At 69.3% G+C, this 17,914-nt stretch carries 21 protein-coding genes; 8 read left to right on the top strand and 13 right to left on the bottom strand.

Annotation, left to right across the window (positions count from 1 at the left end; genetic code table 11):
* The first annotated feature begins 3 nt into the window (after nucleotides 1–3).
* Nucleotides 4–1,101, top strand: a complete 1,098-nt coding sequence (locus ACWEIJ_RS08135) for a glycoside hydrolase family 76 protein (protein WP_449836465.1) — start codon at nucleotides 4–6, stop codon at nucleotides 1,099–1,101.
* On the opposite strand, the gene ACWEIJ_RS08130 is transcribed toward ACWEIJ_RS08135, so the two are convergent.
* Together ACWEIJ_RS08130 and ACWEIJ_RS08125 are read right to left on the bottom strand one after the other, a co-directional pair.
* On the bottom strand, nucleotides 1,091–1,822 hold the full coding sequence (locus ACWEIJ_RS08130) for a sugar phosphate isomerase/epimerase family protein (RefSeq protein ID WP_449836464.1): 732 nt from the start codon (nucleotides 1,820–1,822) through the stop codon (nucleotides 1,091–1,093). The genes ACWEIJ_RS08135 and ACWEIJ_RS08130 overlap by 11 nt on opposite strands.
* A complete protein-coding gene (locus tag ACWEIJ_RS08125; RefSeq protein ID WP_449836463.1) occupies nucleotides 1,816–2,790 on the bottom strand; it encodes a LacI family DNA-binding transcriptional regulator in 975 nt (324 codons plus the stop codon). Before ACWEIJ_RS08125 ends, ACWEIJ_RS08130 begins: the two co-directional genes overlap by 7 nt.
* A 33-nt stretch (nucleotides 2,791–2,823) precedes the next feature.
* Between ACWEIJ_RS08125 and ACWEIJ_RS08120 the strand changes: the two genes are divergently transcribed.
* Together ACWEIJ_RS08120 and ACWEIJ_RS08115 are read left to right on the top strand one after the other, a co-directional pair.
* A complete protein-coding gene (locus tag ACWEIJ_RS08120) occupies nucleotides 2,824–3,669 on the top strand; it encodes a carbohydrate kinase family protein (protein ID WP_449836462.1) in 846 nt (281 codons plus the stop codon).
* The gene (locus ACWEIJ_RS08115; protein WP_449836461.1) at nucleotides 3,633–4,268 is read left to right on the top strand and encodes a nucleoside/nucleotide kinase family protein; all 636 of its coding nucleotides are present in this window, start codon (nucleotides 3,633–3,635) and stop codon (nucleotides 4,266–4,268) included. Before ACWEIJ_RS08120 ends, ACWEIJ_RS08115 begins: the two co-directional genes overlap by 37 nt.
* Here ACWEIJ_RS08115 and ACWEIJ_RS08110 read toward each other — a convergent pair.
* A complete protein-coding gene (locus ACWEIJ_RS08110) occupies nucleotides 4,236–4,901 on the bottom strand; it encodes a DedA family protein (RefSeq protein WP_449836460.1) in 666 nt (221 codons plus the stop codon). The genes ACWEIJ_RS08115 and ACWEIJ_RS08110 overlap by 33 nt on opposite strands.
* Before the next feature lie 155 nt (nucleotides 4,902–5,056).
* Between ACWEIJ_RS08110 and ACWEIJ_RS08105 the strand changes: the two genes are divergently transcribed.
* Nucleotides 5,057–6,433 carry an FAD-binding oxidoreductase gene (locus ACWEIJ_RS08105; protein WP_449836459.1) on the top strand — a complete coding sequence of 459 codons (1,377 nt, stop codon included), beginning with the start codon at nucleotides 5,057–5,059 and terminating at the stop codon, nucleotides 6,431–6,433.
* On the opposite strand, the gene ACWEIJ_RS08100 is transcribed toward ACWEIJ_RS08105, so the two are convergent.
* The 6 genes from ACWEIJ_RS08100 to ACWEIJ_RS08075 form a co-directional block, all read right to left on the bottom strand.
* A complete protein-coding gene (locus ACWEIJ_RS08100) occupies nucleotides 6,430–7,857 on the bottom strand; it encodes an amidohydrolase family protein (RefSeq protein ID WP_449836458.1) in 1,428 nt (475 codons plus the stop codon). The genes ACWEIJ_RS08105 and ACWEIJ_RS08100 overlap by 4 nt on opposite strands.
* A 66-nt stretch (nucleotides 7,858–7,923) precedes the next feature.
* The gene (locus ACWEIJ_RS08095; protein ID WP_449836854.1) at nucleotides 7,924–8,595 is read right to left on the bottom strand and encodes a DedA family protein; all 672 of its coding nucleotides are present in this window, start codon (nucleotides 8,593–8,595) and stop codon (nucleotides 7,924–7,926) included.
* Between the two features lie 68 nt (nucleotides 8,596–8,663).
* The gene (locus ACWEIJ_RS08090) at nucleotides 8,664–8,858 is read right to left on the bottom strand and encodes a hypothetical protein (RefSeq protein WP_449836457.1); all 195 of its coding nucleotides are present in this window, start codon (nucleotides 8,856–8,858) and stop codon (nucleotides 8,664–8,666) included.
* The gene (gene nagA / locus ACWEIJ_RS08085; RefSeq protein ID WP_449836456.1) at nucleotides 8,851–10,014 is read right to left on the bottom strand and encodes an N-acetylglucosamine-6-phosphate deacetylase; all 1,164 of its coding nucleotides are present in this window, start codon (nucleotides 10,012–10,014) and stop codon (nucleotides 8,851–8,853) included. The genes ACWEIJ_RS08090 and nagA overlap by 8 nt, the downstream gene beginning before the upstream one ends.
* Nucleotides 10,011–10,922, bottom strand: a complete 912-nt coding sequence (locus ACWEIJ_RS08080) for an ROK family protein (RefSeq protein ID WP_449836455.1) — start codon at nucleotides 10,920–10,922, stop codon at nucleotides 10,011–10,013. The genes nagA and ACWEIJ_RS08080 overlap by 4 nt, the downstream gene beginning before the upstream one ends.
* Nucleotides 10,923–11,029: 107 nt before the next feature.
* A complete protein-coding gene (locus ACWEIJ_RS08075) occupies nucleotides 11,030–11,593 on the bottom strand; it encodes a SigE family RNA polymerase sigma factor (RefSeq protein WP_109629511.1) in 564 nt (187 codons plus the stop codon).
* A 40-nt stretch (nucleotides 11,594–11,633) separates the two neighbouring features.
* Between ACWEIJ_RS08075 and ACWEIJ_RS08070 the strand changes: the two genes are divergently transcribed.
* On the top strand, nucleotides 11,634–11,918 hold the full coding sequence (locus ACWEIJ_RS08070) for a YciI family protein (protein ID WP_109629507.1): 285 nt from the start codon (nucleotides 11,634–11,636) through the stop codon (nucleotides 11,916–11,918).
* On the opposite strand, the gene ACWEIJ_RS08065 is transcribed toward ACWEIJ_RS08070, so the two are convergent.
* Both ACWEIJ_RS08065 and ACWEIJ_RS08060 read right to left on the bottom strand, forming a co-directional pair.
* On the bottom strand, nucleotides 11,908–12,759 hold the full coding sequence (locus tag ACWEIJ_RS08065) for an SDR family oxidoreductase (protein WP_449836454.1): 852 nt from the start codon (nucleotides 12,757–12,759) through the stop codon (nucleotides 11,908–11,910). The two genes, ACWEIJ_RS08070 and ACWEIJ_RS08065, sit on opposite strands and share 11 nt — an antisense overlap.
* A 45-nt stretch (nucleotides 12,760–12,804) precedes the next feature.
* On the bottom strand, nucleotides 12,805–13,731 hold the full coding sequence (locus ACWEIJ_RS08060) for an aldo/keto reductase (RefSeq protein WP_449836453.1): 927 nt from the start codon (nucleotides 13,729–13,731) through the stop codon (nucleotides 12,805–12,807).
* Between the two features lie 30 nt (nucleotides 13,732–13,761).
* Here ACWEIJ_RS08060 and ACWEIJ_RS08055 point away from each other — a divergent pair, with 30 nt between their 5' ends.
* Complete coding sequence (locus ACWEIJ_RS08055; RefSeq protein ID WP_449836452.1) at nucleotides 13,762–14,562, top strand: TIGR03620 family F420-dependent LLM class oxidoreductase; 801 nt, start codon at nucleotides 13,762–13,764, stop codon at nucleotides 14,560–14,562.
* Here the strand turns inward: ACWEIJ_RS08055 and ACWEIJ_RS08050 are convergent.
* A complete protein-coding gene (locus ACWEIJ_RS08050; RefSeq protein ID WP_449836451.1) occupies nucleotides 14,552–14,836 on the bottom strand; it encodes a DUF427 domain-containing protein in 285 nt (94 codons plus the stop codon). The two genes, ACWEIJ_RS08055 and ACWEIJ_RS08050, sit on opposite strands and share 11 nt — an antisense overlap.
* 145 nt (nucleotides 14,837–14,981) lie before the next feature.
* On the opposite strand from ACWEIJ_RS08050, the gene fbaA reads away from it, so the two are divergent.
* Complete coding sequence (gene fbaA, locus ACWEIJ_RS08045) at nucleotides 14,982–16,016, top strand: class II fructose-bisphosphate aldolase (protein WP_449836450.1); 1,035 nt, start codon at nucleotides 14,982–14,984, stop codon at nucleotides 16,014–16,016.
* Between the two features lie 63 nt (nucleotides 16,017–16,079).
* Here the strand turns inward: fbaA and ACWEIJ_RS08040 are convergent, their stop codons facing one another.
* Entirely contained in the window at nucleotides 16,080–17,195 is a 1,116-nt protein-coding gene (locus tag ACWEIJ_RS08040) for a hypothetical protein (protein WP_449836449.1), read from the bottom strand.
* Between the two features lie 250 nt (nucleotides 17,196–17,445).
* On the opposite strand from ACWEIJ_RS08040, the gene ACWEIJ_RS08035 reads away from it, so the two are divergent.
* The gene (locus ACWEIJ_RS08035) at nucleotides 17,446–17,856 is read left to right on the top strand and encodes a DUF3151 domain-containing protein (protein WP_449836448.1); all 411 of its coding nucleotides are present in this window, start codon (nucleotides 17,446–17,448) and stop codon (nucleotides 17,854–17,856) included.
* The last annotated feature ends 58 nt before the right edge of the window (nucleotides 17,857–17,914 follow it).

Genomic DNA, 17,914 nt, shown 5'->3' with positions numbered 1-17,914 from the left:
CCAGTGGTGATCGCGAAACTGCTGGCGGCGCGCGCGGGCGTCGCGGAGCGCGCGGTGTACTCCAGGCACCTCAGGCGGGTGTGGGGTGTGCCGGGCACGCTGCTCGGAGCGCGAGCGTGGCCCCCGTTGTTGCGGGACAAGCTGCACACGAGCTTCAACTACTGGTGGCAGGCGCACCTGCTCGACTGCATGATCGACGGCTACCTGCGCTCGCCCAGCGAGCTGCGCAAGGCGGCGATCACCAAGGTCGTGCGGGGCATCCGGGTGCGCAACGTCCTCGGCTGGACCAACGACTTCTACGACGACATCGCGTGGCTCGGCCTCGCCCTGCAACGGGCCGAGAAGGACGTCGGCGTCGCGAAACCCAAGGCGCTCACCGCGATCGCGGAGCGGTTGCGGGACGGCTGGACCGACCACGCCGGCGGCGGCATCTGGTGGAAGCGCGACGACGACTTCAAGAACGTGCCCGCCAACGGCCCGGCCGCGATCTTCCTGGCCCGGCAGAACGAACGCACCGATCTCGCGCGCGCCCGGTCCATCGTGGACTGGGTCGAGGACAACCTCGTCGATCCCGGCAGCGGTCTCGCGTGGGACGGTCTGCACGTCCACCCCAACGGCGAGATCCGCGAGTACGAGAAGAACGTCTACACGTACTGCCAAGGAGTTCTGATCGGCGCGTGCGTCGAGCTGGCCAGGCACGGGCAGCAGGACAAGTGGCTCGACCGGGCCGCCCGCACGATCACCGCGGTCCACGACGACCTCGCCACCAACGGCGTGATCAAGGGGCAGGGCGGTGGTGACGGCGGGCTGTTCGCGGGCATCCTCACCCGCTACCTCGCGCAGGCCGTGCTGACGATCCCCGAGCTCGACCCGGAGCGGCACGAGACCGCGGACCTGGCCAGGGAGCTCGTGATCCAGTCGGCGGAGTCGGCGTGGCTCAACCGCGTGATGGCGGTCAGCGGGCCGTTGTTCGGTCCGGAGTGGACGGTCCCGGCGGACGAGCGCGAGGGCCGCGACCTGTCCGTCCAGCTCGGCGGCTGGATGTGCCTGGAGGCCGCCGCCCTGCTCGAACGGCACGGCGTGGACGCGCCTACCCCTTGAGGTAGCTCAACAAGGTCTTCGCGTCCTCGCGGAACTGCTCCGGCGAGTCGTCGAGGACGAACTCCAGCAGCACGTTGCGGTCGATGCCGTCCCGCGCCAGCTCCGTGAGCACCGGCTTCCACAGGTCGCGGCGCGCGGCGAGCGGCAGCCGGTCCTGGTAACCACCCTGCCCCCACGAGAAGACGTGCGCGGTCACCGGTTCCAGCGTCCGCACCTCGTGCACGGCCGAGAACACGTCCTGGCCTCCGCGCGGCTGCCAGTACGGCACCACGCCGTCGACCTCGTCGAGCAGCTGGACCGCGGACTCCAGCGTGTCCGTCAGCGTGTTGCGGTGGTACTCCAGCGCGATCCGCGTGCCCATCGCGTCGGCGTGCTCCACGGCGTGCTGCAACGCCTCGACCACCGGCCCGCGGTCGGGGCACTCGGCCGACCCGCACGTGCCGGCCCAGACCCGCACCAGCGGCGCGTCCAGCTCGGCCGCGGTCTCCAGGATCGCGGCCAGCTCGGACCGATCGGTCACACCGGCCCGGTAGTACGACCCGTAGGCGGCGATCTTCAGCCCGGTGTCCAGCGCACGCCGTGCGGCGGCGAAGTCACCGGGCGGCACGTGCACGTCCGCGCCCCACTCCACGGCCTGCAGCCCGCACTCCGCCGCCAGCTCCCCGATCTCTTCGACGGTGAGCTGCCGGAACGTCACCGAGACGAGGCCGGGGATCAGCATCCGCAGGACTGCCGGTGCATCAGCGAGGGCGCGAGCCGGATCGTCTCCGGTGGCCGCTCCGGCTCGGCGATGCGGGAGAGCAGCAGCTTCACCGCGGTCCTGCCGATCTCCTCGACCGGCTGGGCCAGCGTGGTGAGCGGCGGGTCGATCAACGTGGCCCACTCGACCTCGTCGTAGGCGACGACGGCCAGGTCCGTGCCGAGCTTCAGGCCGCGGGCGCGCATCTCGTGCAGCATGCCGACCGTGACGAGGTGGTCGGCCGCCACGACCGCGGTGGCCGGGTCGTCCTGGTCGAGCAGCGGCGCGAGCCAGCCGCTCTGCGAGACCAGCGCCTCGTCCCACTTCAGGCCGGCGCGGCCGAGACCGAGCCGGTAGCCGAGGATGCGCTCCTCGGTCGTCGCCACGCCCGCCTTGCCGCAGACGATGCCGATCCTGCGGTGCCCCAGTTCCGCGAGGTGCTTCACCAGACCCGAGGTGGCCTGGACGTTCTCCGGCCCGACCTGGTCGATGTCCTTGGCCACGGTCAGCCGGTCCACCAGCACGGTGGGGATGCTGAGTCTCTTGAGCTCCGGCAGCACGAGGCTGCCGCCACCGGCCGACGGTGTCAGCAGCAGTCCGTCGACGCGCCGTGAGCGCAGCATTCTGACCGCGGTCTGCTCGGATTCGGGGGTGTCCCGCGTGTCGATCAGCACGAGCGAGTAGCCGTTGCGAGTCGCCTCGGACTCGATGGCGGCGATCAGCTCGGCGAAGTACGGGTGGGAGACCAGCGACACCGCGAGGCCGAGCGACTTCGTGCCGCCCATGACCAGCGACCTCGCGATGGCGTCGCCCGTGTACCCGGTTTCGTCGATCGCCTTCTGCACGCGCTCACGCGTGTCCCCCGCGACCGGCCTGGTCTCGTTGATCACGTGTGACACCGTGGTGATGGAGACCCCCGCGAGAGCCGCGACATCCCGCATGGTGACCATGGCCGGGACCTTACCCGTTTGGAGGAAGCCCTGATGGCAGCCGTGCTGTGTGTCGGGCTCACAACTCTCGACGTGACTCAACGGGTGGACGCCTTCCCGGAACCCGGGCAGAAGATCCGCTCGCTCGACGCGCGGCTCTCACCCGGCGGTCCGGCGGCCAACGCGGCCCGTGCCGTTGCGGCGCTCGGGGGGAAATCGTCACTGCTCACCGCGTTGGGTGCCGACGCACTGGGTGAATTCGTGCGGGCGTCCTTGGACCCGGTCCACGTGACGGCCGTGGCCGCGACGACGCCCGTGAGCATGGTCGTCGTCAGAACCGCAGATGGGGAGCGCACGGTCGTTTCGCGCAACGCGTCGGTGCAAGTCACGGCGCCCGACTTGTCCGGTCTGCTCGCCGCCGCGGACGTCGTGCTCTTGGACGGACACCACGACGGCCTGGTGATGCCCGTCGCCCAACAGGCGAAAGCTCTCGGATTGCCTGTGGTGCTCGACGCCGGGAGCTGGAAACCTGTCCTCGATCACCTGTTGCCGCTGGTGGACGTGGTTGCCTGCAGTTCGGGTTTCGAGCGGTCTGAGGCCGAGGTGCACTCGTACGGAGTGCCGCTGGTCATTCGCACGCACGGTGCGAAGCCGGTGACCTGGTCGCGGAACGGCTCGTCCGGCGAGGTGCCCGTGCCCGCGGTGGAGGTGAAGGACACGAACGGTGCCGGCGACGTCTGGCACGGCGCGTACGCCTACGCGCTGGCGTCAGGAGCGGATCCGGTGGCCGCCATCGGCTTCGCATCGGAGGCGGCCGCCGTCCGGGTCGGTGCGGTCGGGGACTGGGTTGAGAGGCTGGCACGGTGGCAGGACAGCAGGTCAGGTTCGAGGAGCTGCTAGAGCGGGCCCGAGCGCTCACCGATCTGGGCGAGCGCAAGATCCTCGGGATCGGCGGGGCACCCGGTTCCGGCAAGTCGACACTCGCGCGCCGGCTCGTCGAGGCGCTCGACGGCCAGGCGGTGCTCGTCGAGATGGACGGCTTCCACCTCGCCCAGAGCGAGCTGGAACGGCTGCGGCTGGTCGAGCGCAAGGGCGCGCCGGACACGTTCGACATCCCCGGTTACGTCGACCTGCTCGGCCGGATCAAGGCGTGCGGGCCGGACATGATCTACGCGCCGGAGTTCCGCCGCGAGATCGAGGAGCCGATCGCGTGCGCGGTGCCGGTGCACCCGGACGTCCCGCTGGTCGTGACCGAGGGCAACTACCTGCTGCTCAACTACGACAAGTGGAAGCGCGTCCGGATCATCCTGGACGAGGCGTGGTTCCTGCACATCGACGAGGACGTGCGCGTCCAACGGCTGATCGACCGCCATCTGCGGTACGGGCGCACATTGTCGGAGGCGCAGGAACGCGTGCTCCACGGCACGGACCACGTCAACGCGCTGATGGTCAACTCGTCGAAGGGCTCAGCGGACCTGCTGATCACTGAGGTGCTCTAGGTCGGCGTCGTCGTCGATCGGCTTGCGCATCTCCTGCCGGTAGCGCCAGAGACCCCATCCGGTGCCGCCGAGGAAGAACGCGATGCTGACGATCACCGCGGCGGTCTCCAGCCACGGCAGCTCCTGCAGGATGCCCGCGCCGTAGTAGCCGGCGAGCACCAGCGTCGGCACCCACGCGACGGCGCCGATGGCGGTGGCGAGCGTGAAGCGGCGGAGGTCCATCCGCGCGGCACCGGCGATCATCGGCGCCAGCGTGCGGATCCACGGGATCCACCTGGCCAGCACGACGGCCCAGAACCCGCGGCGGTCGAGGAAGTCTCCCGCGCGTTTCAGGTTGTGCCGGTTCAGCACCTTGCCGCCCTTGCGCGCGAGCACGCGGGTGCCGGTACCTCTGCCGATGAAGTACCCGATCTGGTTGCCGACGACGGCGACGATCAGGGCCACACCGGACAGAGCCCACGCCGACAGCTCGCTGTTGTGCTGCGCCAGCACCACGCCGGCGGCGAACAGCAGCGAGTCACCGGGCAGGAAGAGCCCGAAGATGAAAGCGCACTCGAAGAAGATGAAGCTCAGCACGATGAGCCACACGGCCACCGGACCGGCTGTCTCCAGCGAGGCGAAAGCATGCGCCACGGTGAACCAGCCTACGTCGTGCTCATGCGGCGGCACGGCGACATCGGTCTAACGGGATGACTAAATCTGGATTGAGCACACTCGGTCACCACGTGAACTCCCCTCCTGGATCTCACTGTCGAGTGAACCAGTCGAATCCGACTAGCGTGGTGAGCATGGAGACGTTGCTCGCGGAACTCCGCACCGCACTGGGTGACAACGCCGTGCTGACCGACGCCGATGTCACGGCGAGTTACCAGCGCGACATGATGCCGTTGGCGCCGCACGGCAGCCCGTTGGCGGTGGTGTTCCCGTTGAACACCGAGCAGGTCCAGGCGGTCGTGCGCGCCTGCGCGCGGCACCGCGTCCCCATCGTCCCGCGTGGAGCGGGCAGCGGCCTTTCCGGTGCGGCGAACGCCATCGACGGCTGTGTCGTCCTCGTCACGACCAAGATGGACGCCATCGTCGAGATCGACGCCGACAACCGCCTGGCCGTCGTCGAGCCGGGCGTGGTCAACCTCGACCTGCGCGGGGCCGTCGAGAAGAACGGCCTGTTCTACCCGCCGGACCCGAGCAGCTACGACTGGTGCACGATCGGCGGCAACCTCTCCACCAACGCCGGCGGCCTGTGCTGCGTGAAGTACGGCGTGACCACCGACTCGGTGCTGGGCCTGGAGGTGGTGCTGGCCGACGGCGAGGTGCTGCGGACCGGCCGCCGCACGGTCAAGGGCGTCGCGGGCTACGACCTGACCAAGCTCTTCATCGGCTCGGAGGGCACGCTGGGCGTGATCACCAAGGCCACGCTCGCGCTGAAGCCCCTCCCGCAGGCTCCCGCCACGCTGGTCGCCGCGTTCAGCGGCACCGCCACCGCCGGTGCCGCGGTCAGCCGGATCGTCCGCGAGGGCGTGGTGCCGTCGCTGATGGAGATCATGGACCGCACCTCGATCGAGGCCGTCGAGCAGTACCTGAAGACCGAGCTCGGTGCCGGTCCCGGCTGCGCGGCGCTGCTGATCTGCCAGTCCGACGCGGGCGGCGAGCAGGCACGTCACGAACTGCAGCAGATCGAGGCCATCTGCTCGGAAGCCGACCTCGTGTACGCGACGCACGACATCAACGAGGGCCGCGACCTGCTGACCGCGCGCCGGGCCGTGCTGACGGCGTTGGAGGTCTACGGTTCGTGGCTCACCGACGACGTGTGCGTGCCGCGCACGCGCATCGCCGAGCTGATCCAGGGCTGCGAGGACATCTCCAAGGAGGTCGACCTCAAGATCGCCGTCGTCGGCCACGCGGGCGACGGCAACATGCACCCGACGATCGTCTACGACCCCGCCTCCGAGGACGAGTTCGCCCGCGCGCAGAAGGCGTTCGACGACATCCTCGCGGTCGGCCTCGCGCTGGGCGGCACGGTCACCGGCGAGCACGGCATCGGCAAGATCAAGCGCGAGTGGCTCGCGAAGGAGATCGGGCCGGTCGGGCTGCGGGTCCACCGCGACATCAAACGCGCGCTGGACCCGGAGAACCTGTTCAACCCCGGCTCGATGTTCAGCCTCTAGCAGCACGACCGGACTGCCGCGCGGAACGGTTCCTGAGCGGCCTTCTCCACGTCCGCGAGCATTTTCTGCCGGTCCGCCGGTCCGATGATCCTGTTCCTGGTGATCACGGTGTGGATCCGTTGCGTGTTGCGGATGTCGTTCAGCGGATTGCCGTCCAGCACGACGAGGTCGGCGATCTCACCCGGCTTGAGCTCGGCGTTGCGAGTGCTCGCGGTCAACGCCTGGCGGGGTGACAGGCCTGCCTCGACCAGCAGCTCCAGTTCGTCGTGCACCGAGAAGCCGGGGAACACGTACGGGTTGCCCGCGTCCGTGCCGGCCAGGATCTCCACGCCGTGGTCGTGCATCTCGGCCACCTGGTCCATGCGGCGCTTGAGGAACTCGGCCTGCTCGCGGATCTCCTGCGGCGTGACCGGGGCCCAGTTCCTGAGGTTGTCACGCCAGAGGTCGCGGTAGAACGCCGGCAGGTACTTCAGCCGCGGGTCGTTCGCGTACCGGTCCGCGGGGCCGGCGTACACCCGCATCGCGACCATCGTCGGGCACAACGCGGATCCGTTGCGCTGCAGCCGTTTCGCGAGTCGCACGGCCTTGGAGCGGCTGTGGGACAGGGACGCCTGGCGTTCGTACTCCAGCACCTGCTTGAACCACGCGAACGAGTTCGCCGGGTCGAGCGGCAGATCCGCGATCGCCTGGCGCAGCTCGGGTTCTCGCGTGCTCGTCGCGAGCGGCAGGCCGTACATGTGCTCGAACGTGCGTTGTCCCAGATCGCTGGCATCGCCCATGGCAACGTGGTCCGAGCAGTGCCCGGCGAACGTGATGCCCTGCTGCGAGCACTCGTCCGCGATGGCCGCGAGCGTCGGCCGGTCCAGGTACGAGTAGACCTTCACGAAGTCCGCGCCCTGGGCCTTCGCGTCCCGCACGACCTGGCGTCCTTCGTCCGCCGTGGCAACGATCTGCGCGCCTGGCAACGTCGAGTGCGGGCCGTCGATGATCGTGCTGCCGACGACCAGCCGCGGCCCGAACACCTCGCCGCGCTCGATGCGGTCCCGCAGTGCGTAAAGCGGCGGGAAGCCCCACATCTCGCGGACGCCCGTCACGCCGTTGACCAGGCACAAGGGCAACGTGATGCGGTCCAGATACGAGCCGTGCACGTGCATGTCCCACAGGCCGGGGATGACGAACTTGCCCGCGAGATCGAGCACCGCACAGCCGCGCGGCAACGGCAGATCGCACCCGCCGACCGCGAGAACCCTGTTGTCCGCCAGCACGATGCTGGCGTCGCGGCGGACACCGGAAGCGTCGACGAGCGTGACGCCACGCAGCGCGGTGAGGCTTGGAGCGGCATCGGCCCGGCCCGGTGGGAGGACGGCTGCCGCACCGAGTCCGGCCAGCCAGCCCAGCACTTCACGTCGAGTGGTGTCAGTCATGCCGATCAACCAACACCGTGACGTTACGTCAGACTCAAACCCCTTCGAACGACCCGATGCCGGTGATCAGCGCTCGACGCGCGGGATGATCTGCGTCGAGTCGTCCTGGAGCTGGATCTCCATGACCTGGGTGATGTCGTCCGCCTCTTCCTCCAGCAGCGACTTCTTCTCCCTGCGCGCCTTGATCACCTCGAAGATGATCGGCACGACCGAGACGAGCACGATCGCGATCAGCGTGATCTCGAGGTTCTTGCGGATGAACTCGACCTGGCCGAGGAAGTAGCCCAGCACGGTCAGGCCCGCCGCCCACGCCACACCGCCGATCGCGGAGTAGGTGAAGTACTTCTTCGGGTCCATGCGCCCGACGCCGGCCATGGCGGTGATGAACGTGCGGACGATCGGCACGAACCGCGCGAGGACGATGGCACGCGGGCCGTACTTGTCGAAGAACTCCTGCGTCTTGTCGACGTACTCCTTCTTGAAGATCTTCGACTCCGGCTTGTTGAACAGCGCCGGACCCGCCTTGCGGCCGATGTAGTAGCCGCAGACGTTGCCGACGAACGCGCACACCGTCAGCAGCGCGCAGACGAGCCAGAGCGGCGTCGAGATGTGCCCCGCCGCGACGAAGAGACCTGCCGTGAACAGCAACGAGTCACCCGGCAGGAAGAACCCGACCAGCAGCCCGCACTCGGCGAAGATGATCAGGCAGAGCCCGACGAGCATCCACGGGCCGAGCATCGTGAGCAGTTTCTCGGGGTCCAGCCAGTCAGGGCCCAATGCAATCGTCACGGTCTCAACGGTACAGGTCAGCTGAGCGTGATCACTGCGGCCACCGTGCCCGCTGCCAGGCCCAACAGCAGCGCCAGGCCCAGGACCAGCCACGCGGACATGGGCGCCGGACGTTCCTCGGAAACCGGGACAGGTACGGCAAATCCGGCATTCGTGCTGGTCGCCTGCGCGCGCAACGCGTCGGTCACCAGCCGTTCCGGATCTTCAGCCATCCACCTGGTCCTTGACCCACTCGCCCTTGCTCATCACGTCCCTCGCCCTCAATTCTGCATCGAGCACCACGAGGTCGGCCGCGCAGCCCGGCTGCAGCCTGCCCGTGTCCAGGCCGAGCAGCTCGGCGCCGCGGGTCGAGGTGGCGTACGCGGCCTCCACGAGCGACAGCCCGCAGGAGTTGACGGCGTTGCGGAAGGCCATGTCCATGGTCAGCGTGCTGCCGGCCAGTGCGGCACCGCCCGCCAGCGTCGGCACGCCGTCGACCACGCGCACTTCGAGGCCTCCGACGTCGTAGACGCCGTCACCCACCCCGGCGGCCGCGATGGCGTCGGTGATGAGGACCGTGCGCTTGAGACCCGCGTGCCGCGCGGCCAGGCGGACCGCGGTCGGGTGCAGGTGCACGAGGTCGCAGATGAGTTCGACGGTCACGCGCTCGTCGTCCAGCAGCGCGCCGATCGGGCCCGGTTCGCGGTGGTGCAGCGGGCGCATGCCGTTGAACAGGTGCGTCGCGACCGAGGCGCCCGCGTCGACGGCCGGGCGGACCTGCGCCTCGGTCGCGTCGGTGTGGCCGATGGCGGCGATGACGCCCGAGTCCACGAGCTGACGGACGGCGACGACCGCGCCTTCCAGCTCGGGGGCGATCGTGATCATCCGGACGGTGCCCTTGCCCGCGTCGAGCAGCTTCGTCACCGCGGTCTGCTCCGGCGGGCACAGGATCGCCGGGTCGTGCGCTCCGCAGCGGGCGGCGGACAGGAACGGGCCTTCGAGGTGGATGCCGGCGACGACACCCTCCTGGACCAGCTCGGCCAGCGCGGACACCTGGTCGGCCAGCTCCGGCACCGGGCGGGAGACCAGCGAGGCCAGCAACGTCGTGGTGCCGTGCCTGCGGTGCGCGGCCGCGGCCTTGCGGACCTTCGCCGGGTCGCTGCTGGTGAACGCGTCACCGCCGCCGCCGTGGCAGTGGATGTCGACGAACCCCGGGACGATCGTGCCGCCACCGACGTCCGTCGTCGGTCCCTCGGGCGCGGCGCCCTCGCCGACCGCGGCGATCCGGCCGTCCCGGACGCTGACCCACCCGTTCTCGAGCACCCCGTCCGGCGTGACGACCCGACCGTTGGTCAGGGTCACCTCGACAGGTCCACCCCACGTGCTCATGACGCCTCCAGCATGTCGATGGCCAGCAGCGCGGCGCCGAGGAAGCCCGCCTCGTCGCCGAGCGCCGCGAGCCGCAGCTCCGGTCGGCGCTGGAAGGCGATCAGGCCGTCCAGCCTTTCCCGCAACGGCTCCACCAGCAGGTCTCCTGCGAGCGCGAGCCCACCGCCGAGCACCACGGCCTCCGGGCCGAGCAGCGTCGCGAGCACCAGGATCCCCCTGGCGAGCGCGTCCACGGCCTCGTGCCACACGGCGACGGCGTCCTGCTCCCCGTCTTTCACCCTTCTGGCGACATCGGCGGCGCCGTTGACGGGGGTGCCGGTACGTGCGGTGTACCGGCGGGCGATCGCCGCGGAGGACGCCACCGTCTCCACGCAGCCGATCTGGCCACACGCGCAGGGCACGCCGTGACCGACGTTCACATGTCCGATCTCGCCCGCGTAGCCGGCGCCGCTGAAGATCTTCCCGTCGAGCAGCAGCGCGCCGGCGATCCCGGTGCCGATCGGCATGATCACCGCGTTGCGCAGGTCCTTCGCGGCGCCCAGACGGCACTCGGCGAGCCCGGCGGCGCGCACGTCGTGCCCGAACGCGACGGGCACGCCCAGCCGTTCGGTGAGGACAGTGCTGAACGGGAACCGGCTCCACGGCAGGTTGGTCGTGTACACGCCCACGCCGTTGGCCTCGTCGACGATGCCCGGCGCCACGATCCCCACGGCGTCGACCTCGTGCTCGCAGGCCCGCCCGAGCTCGTCGACGAGCTCGGCGATCACGGCCAGGAGGGGCTCCAGCTCGCCGGGAGTCGCCCGGCGGGCGTGCTTCTGCGCCGCCACCGCGTCCGGGGTGCCGGCGACCAGCGCCGCCTTGGTTTCGGTACCGCCGATGTCGACGGCGACCACGTGTCTGCGTGCCACGAGGACTGATCCTGCGGCATCGAGGCCCTATTGGTCTATACCAAGTGCCGGATTGGGGGCGTGTTCCTGCCCGGTGAGACCGCTCTCACCGGGCAAAACGGCGTTCGTCAGCCCGCCATGATCTTCTGCAGAGCGTCCAGCGCACGCGAGGCCGTCGACTTCACGGTGCCCTTCGAGATGCCGGTCGCCTCGGCGATCTCGGCCTCCGACAGGTCGCCGTAGTAGCGCAGCACGAGCACCTCGCGCTGACGCGGCGGCAGCTGCTGCAGGGCCTTGACCACGGCCTGGTGCTCCGCCGTCAGCATCGCGAGCGACTCGGCCGACCGCGCGTTCGCCACGTGCGGAGGGGTGTAGTCGCGGGCGGTCTTGCGCCGGCGCAGCACGCTGCGCGAGCCGTTGACCACGGCCGTGCGGAGGTAGCCCACGGCAGCCTGTGCGTCGCGCAGGCCCTTCCAGTTGCGGTGCAGGCCCGTGAAGGCCTCCTGCACCACGTCCTCTGCCGTCGCGGGCTCGTCCACCAGCAGCAGCGCAAGCCTGATGAGGCGCATGCGGTGCTGCTTGTACAGGTCTTCGAGCGTGAGTGGCCCTGTGGGAGGTCCTGCGACGCCGTCCTGGATCCGCAGGTTGGTCAGGGTGTCCTGCACGGTGCGCGGGGTTTCGTCGCCAACCACAAGGTAGGACGGTACCGGTCACCGTCGCTACGGTGGACGCATGGCCCGCTTTGCAGTCGAATTGGTGTTCGGTCCCGATCGCGAGAAGCGTCTCGCGGTGCGCCCGGCACACCGCGAGTACATCGCCTCCCTCGCCGAGAAGGGCGTGGTCCTCGCCGCAGGTCCGTACGCGGACGACACCGGCGCGTTGATCATCTACGACGCGCCGGACGAGACGACGTTGAAGGAGATCATCTCCGCCGACCCGTACACCCCGGCGAACGTGATCACCAAGTGGGAGATCCGCGTCTGGAACGCGTTGCTCGGCTCCTGGCTCACCGACTAGCGGCTTGCCCTCCCGGCCCGACCAGGCCTGATGTGTCCGAAGCGGCCATCTGCCGGTCCGCGTCGGCCACCTCCTCGACCGCCTGGCGGTCCACGACCATCGGCGTGAACGCGCGGAAGTACTTCAGCGCGCCCACCCAGCCGGGGACGTGGACCGCCTTCGCTCGTTTCCGCACCCCCCGGACCACGGCCTTCCCGACGTCGCGGACCGGGTACTTCTTGCCGGCCAGGCCCGGCATGCCCTTGCGCAGCCTGCCGAACACCGGGTGCTCGTCGGCGCTGTTGACCATGTCGGTGGCGATCCACGAGAAGTACGCGGTGCCGACGTCCACGCCCAGGTGCCTGACCTCGGCCCGCAGGCTGTCCGCGAACGCCTCGCAACCCGCCTTGGCCGCCGAGTAGGCCGCGTTGCCGGGGATGTGCACGATCGCGGCCAGCGACGACACGACCAGGCAGTAGCCGCGGCTGCGGATCAGGTGCGGCAGTGCCGTGCGGACCGTGCGCCACACACCGAGCAGGTTGACTTCGATGACCCGTTCGAACGCCTTGGGGTCCATCGAGCGCACGAAGCCGGTGGCCGCGATGCCCGCGTTCGCGATGACGACGTCGATGCCGCCGAAGTGCTCGGCGACCTCGTTCGTGACGCGTTCGAGCGCGTCCCAGTCGGTGACATCGGCTTCCCACGCCTTGCCACCGGTCTGCCGCGCGACCTCTTCGAGCTGGGCCTTCTCGAGCCCGACGAGCGCGAGACGAGCCCCGTGCGCGGCCAGTTGCCTCGCCACCTCGGCGCCGATGCCCCTGGCCGCGCCGGTGATCAGTACCACCTTGCCCGTGACGTCCATGTCCGCCACGGTAACGCAACCTACTCCGAGTAAGCTACTGGCAAGTTAAATTGCGCTGAGGCGGTCCACCTCGGCCTGGGTGAGTTCGAGGCTCAACACCGGCAGGAGGTCGTTGAGCTGCGCCAACGTGCGGGCGGACGCGATCGGCGCGGCCACCGTCGGCTGCTGTGCGAGCCACGCCAGCGCGACCGCCGCGACCGTGGTCGAGTGCGTCTCGGCCAGTTCGTCGAGCACTTCGAGGACCTGCAGGCCGTGCTCGTCGAGGTGCTTGGAGGCGGCGCCCGCGCGAGGGCTGTCCACCTCGACGCCGGGCCGGTACTTGCCGGTGAGGAAGCCCCTGGCCAGCGAGAAGTACGGCACGGTCGCGAGGCCGTGCTCGGCGACGACCCGCTGCAGTTCGCCCTCGAACTGCGAGCGGCTCACCAGGTTGTACTCGGGCTGCAGCGCGACGAACTTCGCGAAGCCCTCGCGTTCCTGGATCTCCAGCGCCTGCGCCAGCCGTTCGGGAGAGAAGTTGGACGCGGCGACGTACCGGACCTTGCCGTCGCGGACGAGCTGGTCGTAGGCGGCCAGCGTCTCCTCCAGCGGCGTGTTCGGGTCGTCGCGGTGGACGTAGTAGAGGTCGATGTGGTCGGCGCCGAGGCGCTTCAACGAACGTTCGGCGCTGGTCAGGATCGTGTCGCGCTTCTGGTTGTCGAACCCGGCGAGCATGCCGACCTTCGTCGCCACCACGATCTCGTCGCGGTCGGCGCGCTTGGCCAGCCACCTGCCGATGATCGTTTCCGACTCGCCGCCGGAGTTGCCGTCCGCCCAGGCCGAGTACACGTCCGCGGTGTCGACGAAGTTCCCGCCGGCGGCGGTGTACGCGTCGAGCACGGCGAACGAGGATTCCTCGTCAGCGGTCCAGCCGAAGACGTTGCCGCCCAAGCAAAGACGGGACACGTTCAGGTCTGAGGTGCTCAAGTTCGGCATTTTTCGAACCTACTCCGTGTTGAGGGGGACATGAGCGATCTTGGGAAGTTCGGCGTCTGGGGTTCGCGGTACGAGTGGGCCGACCGGATCGACGGGGTGGCCGAACTGGAGGCACTCGGGTTCGGGACGTTCTGGCTCGGCAGCTCGCCGGAGTCGGACCTGGAGCTGCCCGAGCGGCTGCTGGGCGTCACGACCTCCATGACCATCGCGACCGGCGTCATCAACGTCTGGCAGACCGAGCCGGAGGACGTCTCCCGCTCGTTCCACCGGATCGGCGGCGACCGGCTGGTGCTCGGCGTCGGCGTGGGCCACAAGCAGATCGACCAGGCCTACGAGAAGCCGTACCCGAAGCTGGTGTCCTACCTGGACCGGCTCGACGTGCCCGCGGAGAAGGTGGTGCTGGCCGCGCTCGGTCCCAAGGTGCTGAAGCTCGCCGCCGACCGCACCGCGGGCGCCCACCCGTACCTCGTGCCGGTGGAGCACACCGCGCAGGCACGTGAGGTGCTCGGCGACAAGCTCCTCGCGCCGGAGGTCACCGTGGTCGTGGAACCGGACCCGGCGGCGGCGCGGGCCGTCGCACGGGAGCGGCTCGCGTACTACTTCACGCTGACCAACTACACGAGCAGCTGGCTGCGCTGGGGCTTCACCGAGGACGACCTCGCGGACAACGGCTCGGACCGCCTGATCGACGCGCTGGTCGCGCACGGCGACCCCGGCCAAGTGGCCGCACAGTTGCACGCGCACCTCGACGCGGGCGCCGACCACGTGGCGATCCAGTCGTTGAACGGGCACTACGCCGAACTGGCCGCGGCGCTGGGGCTCAAGCGCTGACCTCGACGCCCTTCCAGAACGCGACACGACCCTTGATCTGCGCCGCGGCCTCCTTGGGCTCGGCGTAGTACCAGGCGGCGTCGGTGTTCTCGGCGCCGTCGACCTGCAGCGAGTAGTAGTTCGCCGTGCCCTTCCACGGGCAGATCGACGTGTGGTCCGACGGCTTGAGCACGCTCTGGTCGACGGACTCCAGCGGGAAGTAGTGGTTGCCTTCGACGACCACCGTGTCGTCACTCGACGCGATGATCTTGTTGTTCCACCGGGCGGTAGCCATGTCTCCCACTATGCCCGTACCGGCGAGTAGCCAAACGGCGAGGTCGAACGGGCACTACGCCGAATTGGCCGCCGCGTTGGCCCCGTGACACACCCTCGTAGGATGCGGACGACACGGCGTTCAGGGCACCTGAGGAGGACGACCGATGCCCATCGCAACCCCCGAGGTCTACGCGGAGATGCTGGACCGGGCCAAGGCGAACGAGTTCGCCTATCCCGCGATCAACGTCACCTCGTCGGAGACTCTCAACGCGGCTCTGCGCGGATTCGCTGAAGCCGAGAGCGACGGCATCATCCAGATCTCGACCGGTGGTGCCGAGTTCGCCTCGGGCACCAAGGTCAAGGACATGGTGACCGGCGCTGTGGCGCTCGCGGAGTTCGCGCACGTGGTCGCGGCCAAGTACCCGGTCAACATCGCGCTGCACACCGACCACTGCCCGAAGGACAAGCTCGACGGGTACGTGCGTCCGCTCATCGCGATCAGCCAGGAGCGGGTGGACAAGGGCGGCAACCCGCTCTTCCAGTCGCACATGTGGGACGGTTCGGCCGTGCCGCTGGAGGAGAACCTCCAGATCGCGAGCGAGCTGCTCGATCTCTCCGCCAAGGCGAAGATCGTCCTCGAGATCGAGGTCGGCGTCGTGGGCGGCGAGGAGGACGGCGTCGACAACGAGATCAACGACAAGCTCTACACGACGCCGGAGGACTACCTGAAGACCGTCGACGCGCTCGGCGCCGGTGAGAAGGGCCGATACCTGCTCGCCGCGACGTTCGGCAACGTGCACGGCGTGTACAAGCCGGGCAACGTCAAGCTGCGTCCGGAGATCCTCAAGCAGGGCCAGGACGTGGCGGCGGAGAAGCTGGGCCTGCCGGCCGGCTCGAAGCCGTTCGACCTCGTCTTCCACGGCGGCTCCGGCTCGCTGCTGGAGGAGATCCACGAGGCCGTGTCGTACGGCGTCATCAAGATGAACATCGACACGGACACGCAGTACGCCTTCACCCGCCCGATCGCGGCGCACATGTTCGCCAACTACGACGGTGTGCTGAAGGTCGACGGCGAGGTCGGCAACAAGAAGGCCTACGACCCGCGCAGCTACCTCAAGGCCGCTGAGCAGGCGATGGCCGCCCGCATCGCGCAGGCGTGCGAGCACCTCAAGTCGTCGGGCCGCATGATCGCGGGCTGATTTCTGACCGCACGCGGGGACCTTTCGTACTCAGTGAGAGTACGAAAGGTCCCCGCGTGCGTTTCAGCTGAGCTTGAGGCGGGAGGCCAGCAGCTGGGTCTCCGGGCGGTGGATGATCAGGTCGCCGAACGTCCAGAGGACCGCCAGCAGCACGGCCGTGACGGCCGCGGACGCGAACGCGATCGGCGGGCCCCACAGGTACTCCTGCTGGAACCAGATGCCGACGTAGCCGACCGTCGTGACGGCCGCCGACCCCAGCACGGCCGCAGCCGGCGTGGGCATCTTGATCACGTGCGCCGCGTCGATCGCGAGCCCGACCAGGACCAGGAACAACGGCACCGCGGACTTCGGGAAGTCGATGCCCGCGAGCAACGGCCAGATCAGGCACCGGTACGCCACGTAGCCGCCCGCGACCGCCGTGGCCGCCCACGGCCGGTCGATCGTCCTGCGCGCGATCACCAGCACGATGGCCGCCGCGACGAGGCCCCACACCGGGTAGACCCAGTCCGCGATCGGCAACGCGAAGTGCACGACCGCCTCGCGTCCGATCGGGACGCCCAGCTGGTCGGCCGCGAACTGCAGCAGGATCGGCTCGGCCTCGGGCTTACCGCTGTCGTAGGCCTGCAACGCGCGCACGCCGTACTCCTGGTGCTGGTTGGGGAACCAGACGTTCTCCAGGAAGAAGAACCACAGCGCCACGAGCCCGAACGTCCGCGTGGCGCCGTCCGGGAAGTACTTCATCCACCCGCGGATCGCACCGGCCAGCATCACCGCCGTGCCGAGGTACAGCAACGCGTGCGAGCCGCTCCACGACGTGATGTCGAGCCCGTTGATCCGGTGGTTGATGACGTCGATCGGCAGGGCGACGAGGAAGATCCCGCAACCGATCTGCATGAGCCGCAGGGTCGCCTTGTCCACGCCGTAGCCGGTGAACGTGTGGAACAGCGTCAACCCGACCACGATCACCGTGCCGACGGTGTTGATCAGGTGCGGCGGCGCCAGGTCGTCGCGCAGCCACTTGAAGTGCCACGAGACGTCCCACGACGACCCGAGAAGCTTGAGGACCAGACCGGCCAGCCACAACCGGTAGAGCTGCCTGGTGAGCACCGCCGGTGTCTCCCTGCCCGGCGTGCCACGCTCCCAGTACTGGTCCCGGAACTGCCTTACCCCCTGAATCATCCGAACATCATGAGCGCACGTCCGGGGTCCAGGTAGGCGAAACCACCCTGGTTTTACCCTGATGTTTCCCATTCGTGCGCACGATGGGGTGAACGGCGTTGATCTGTTCGGCCTAGCCGGGAACCATGCCAGGCCATGCAGAAGAAGATCATCGCAGGCGTGCTCGTGACCGCACTGATGCTGGCCGTTGTGGCCGCCGTCATGAGGGTGTTCATCTCCTAGGAGCCGTCCGTGCGGCACGATGGGCCGCATGGTTGAGAACCTCCTCGGGCCCGAGCCGACCCGTCTTCCCGACCGCCCTGAGGCGCAGGCCGCCGCGGACGGCGGCACCGACCCCGCCAAGATCGTGCGGGCCTACCCGGACTTCTCCGAGGCGTGGGCCCTGCTGGCCGAACGGGCGCTGCACTCCGGCGATCCCGTCGCCGCCTACGCCTACGCCCGCACCGGCTACCACCGCGGCCTCGACCAGCTGCGCCGTTCCGGCTGGAAGGGCTTCGGCCCGGTGCCGTGGGACCACCGGCCGAACCAGGGCTTCCTGCGCGCGCTGGCCGCGCTCGCCCGTGCCGCCAGGGAGATCGGCGAGGACGAGGAGTGGGAGCGCTGCAGCACGTTCCTGGCCGACTCCGACCCGAAGGCCCCGGCCGCGCTCGGTCTGGTCTGACCTGGTCCAACACTGTGAGGCGCCCGCTGAAGTGGCTCGTGGCCAAGGCGGCGGGCGC

It is taken from the genome of Lentzea sp. NPDC004789, from assembly GCF_053601075.1.
This window is presented reverse-complemented; position numbering and strand designations above follow the sequence as displayed.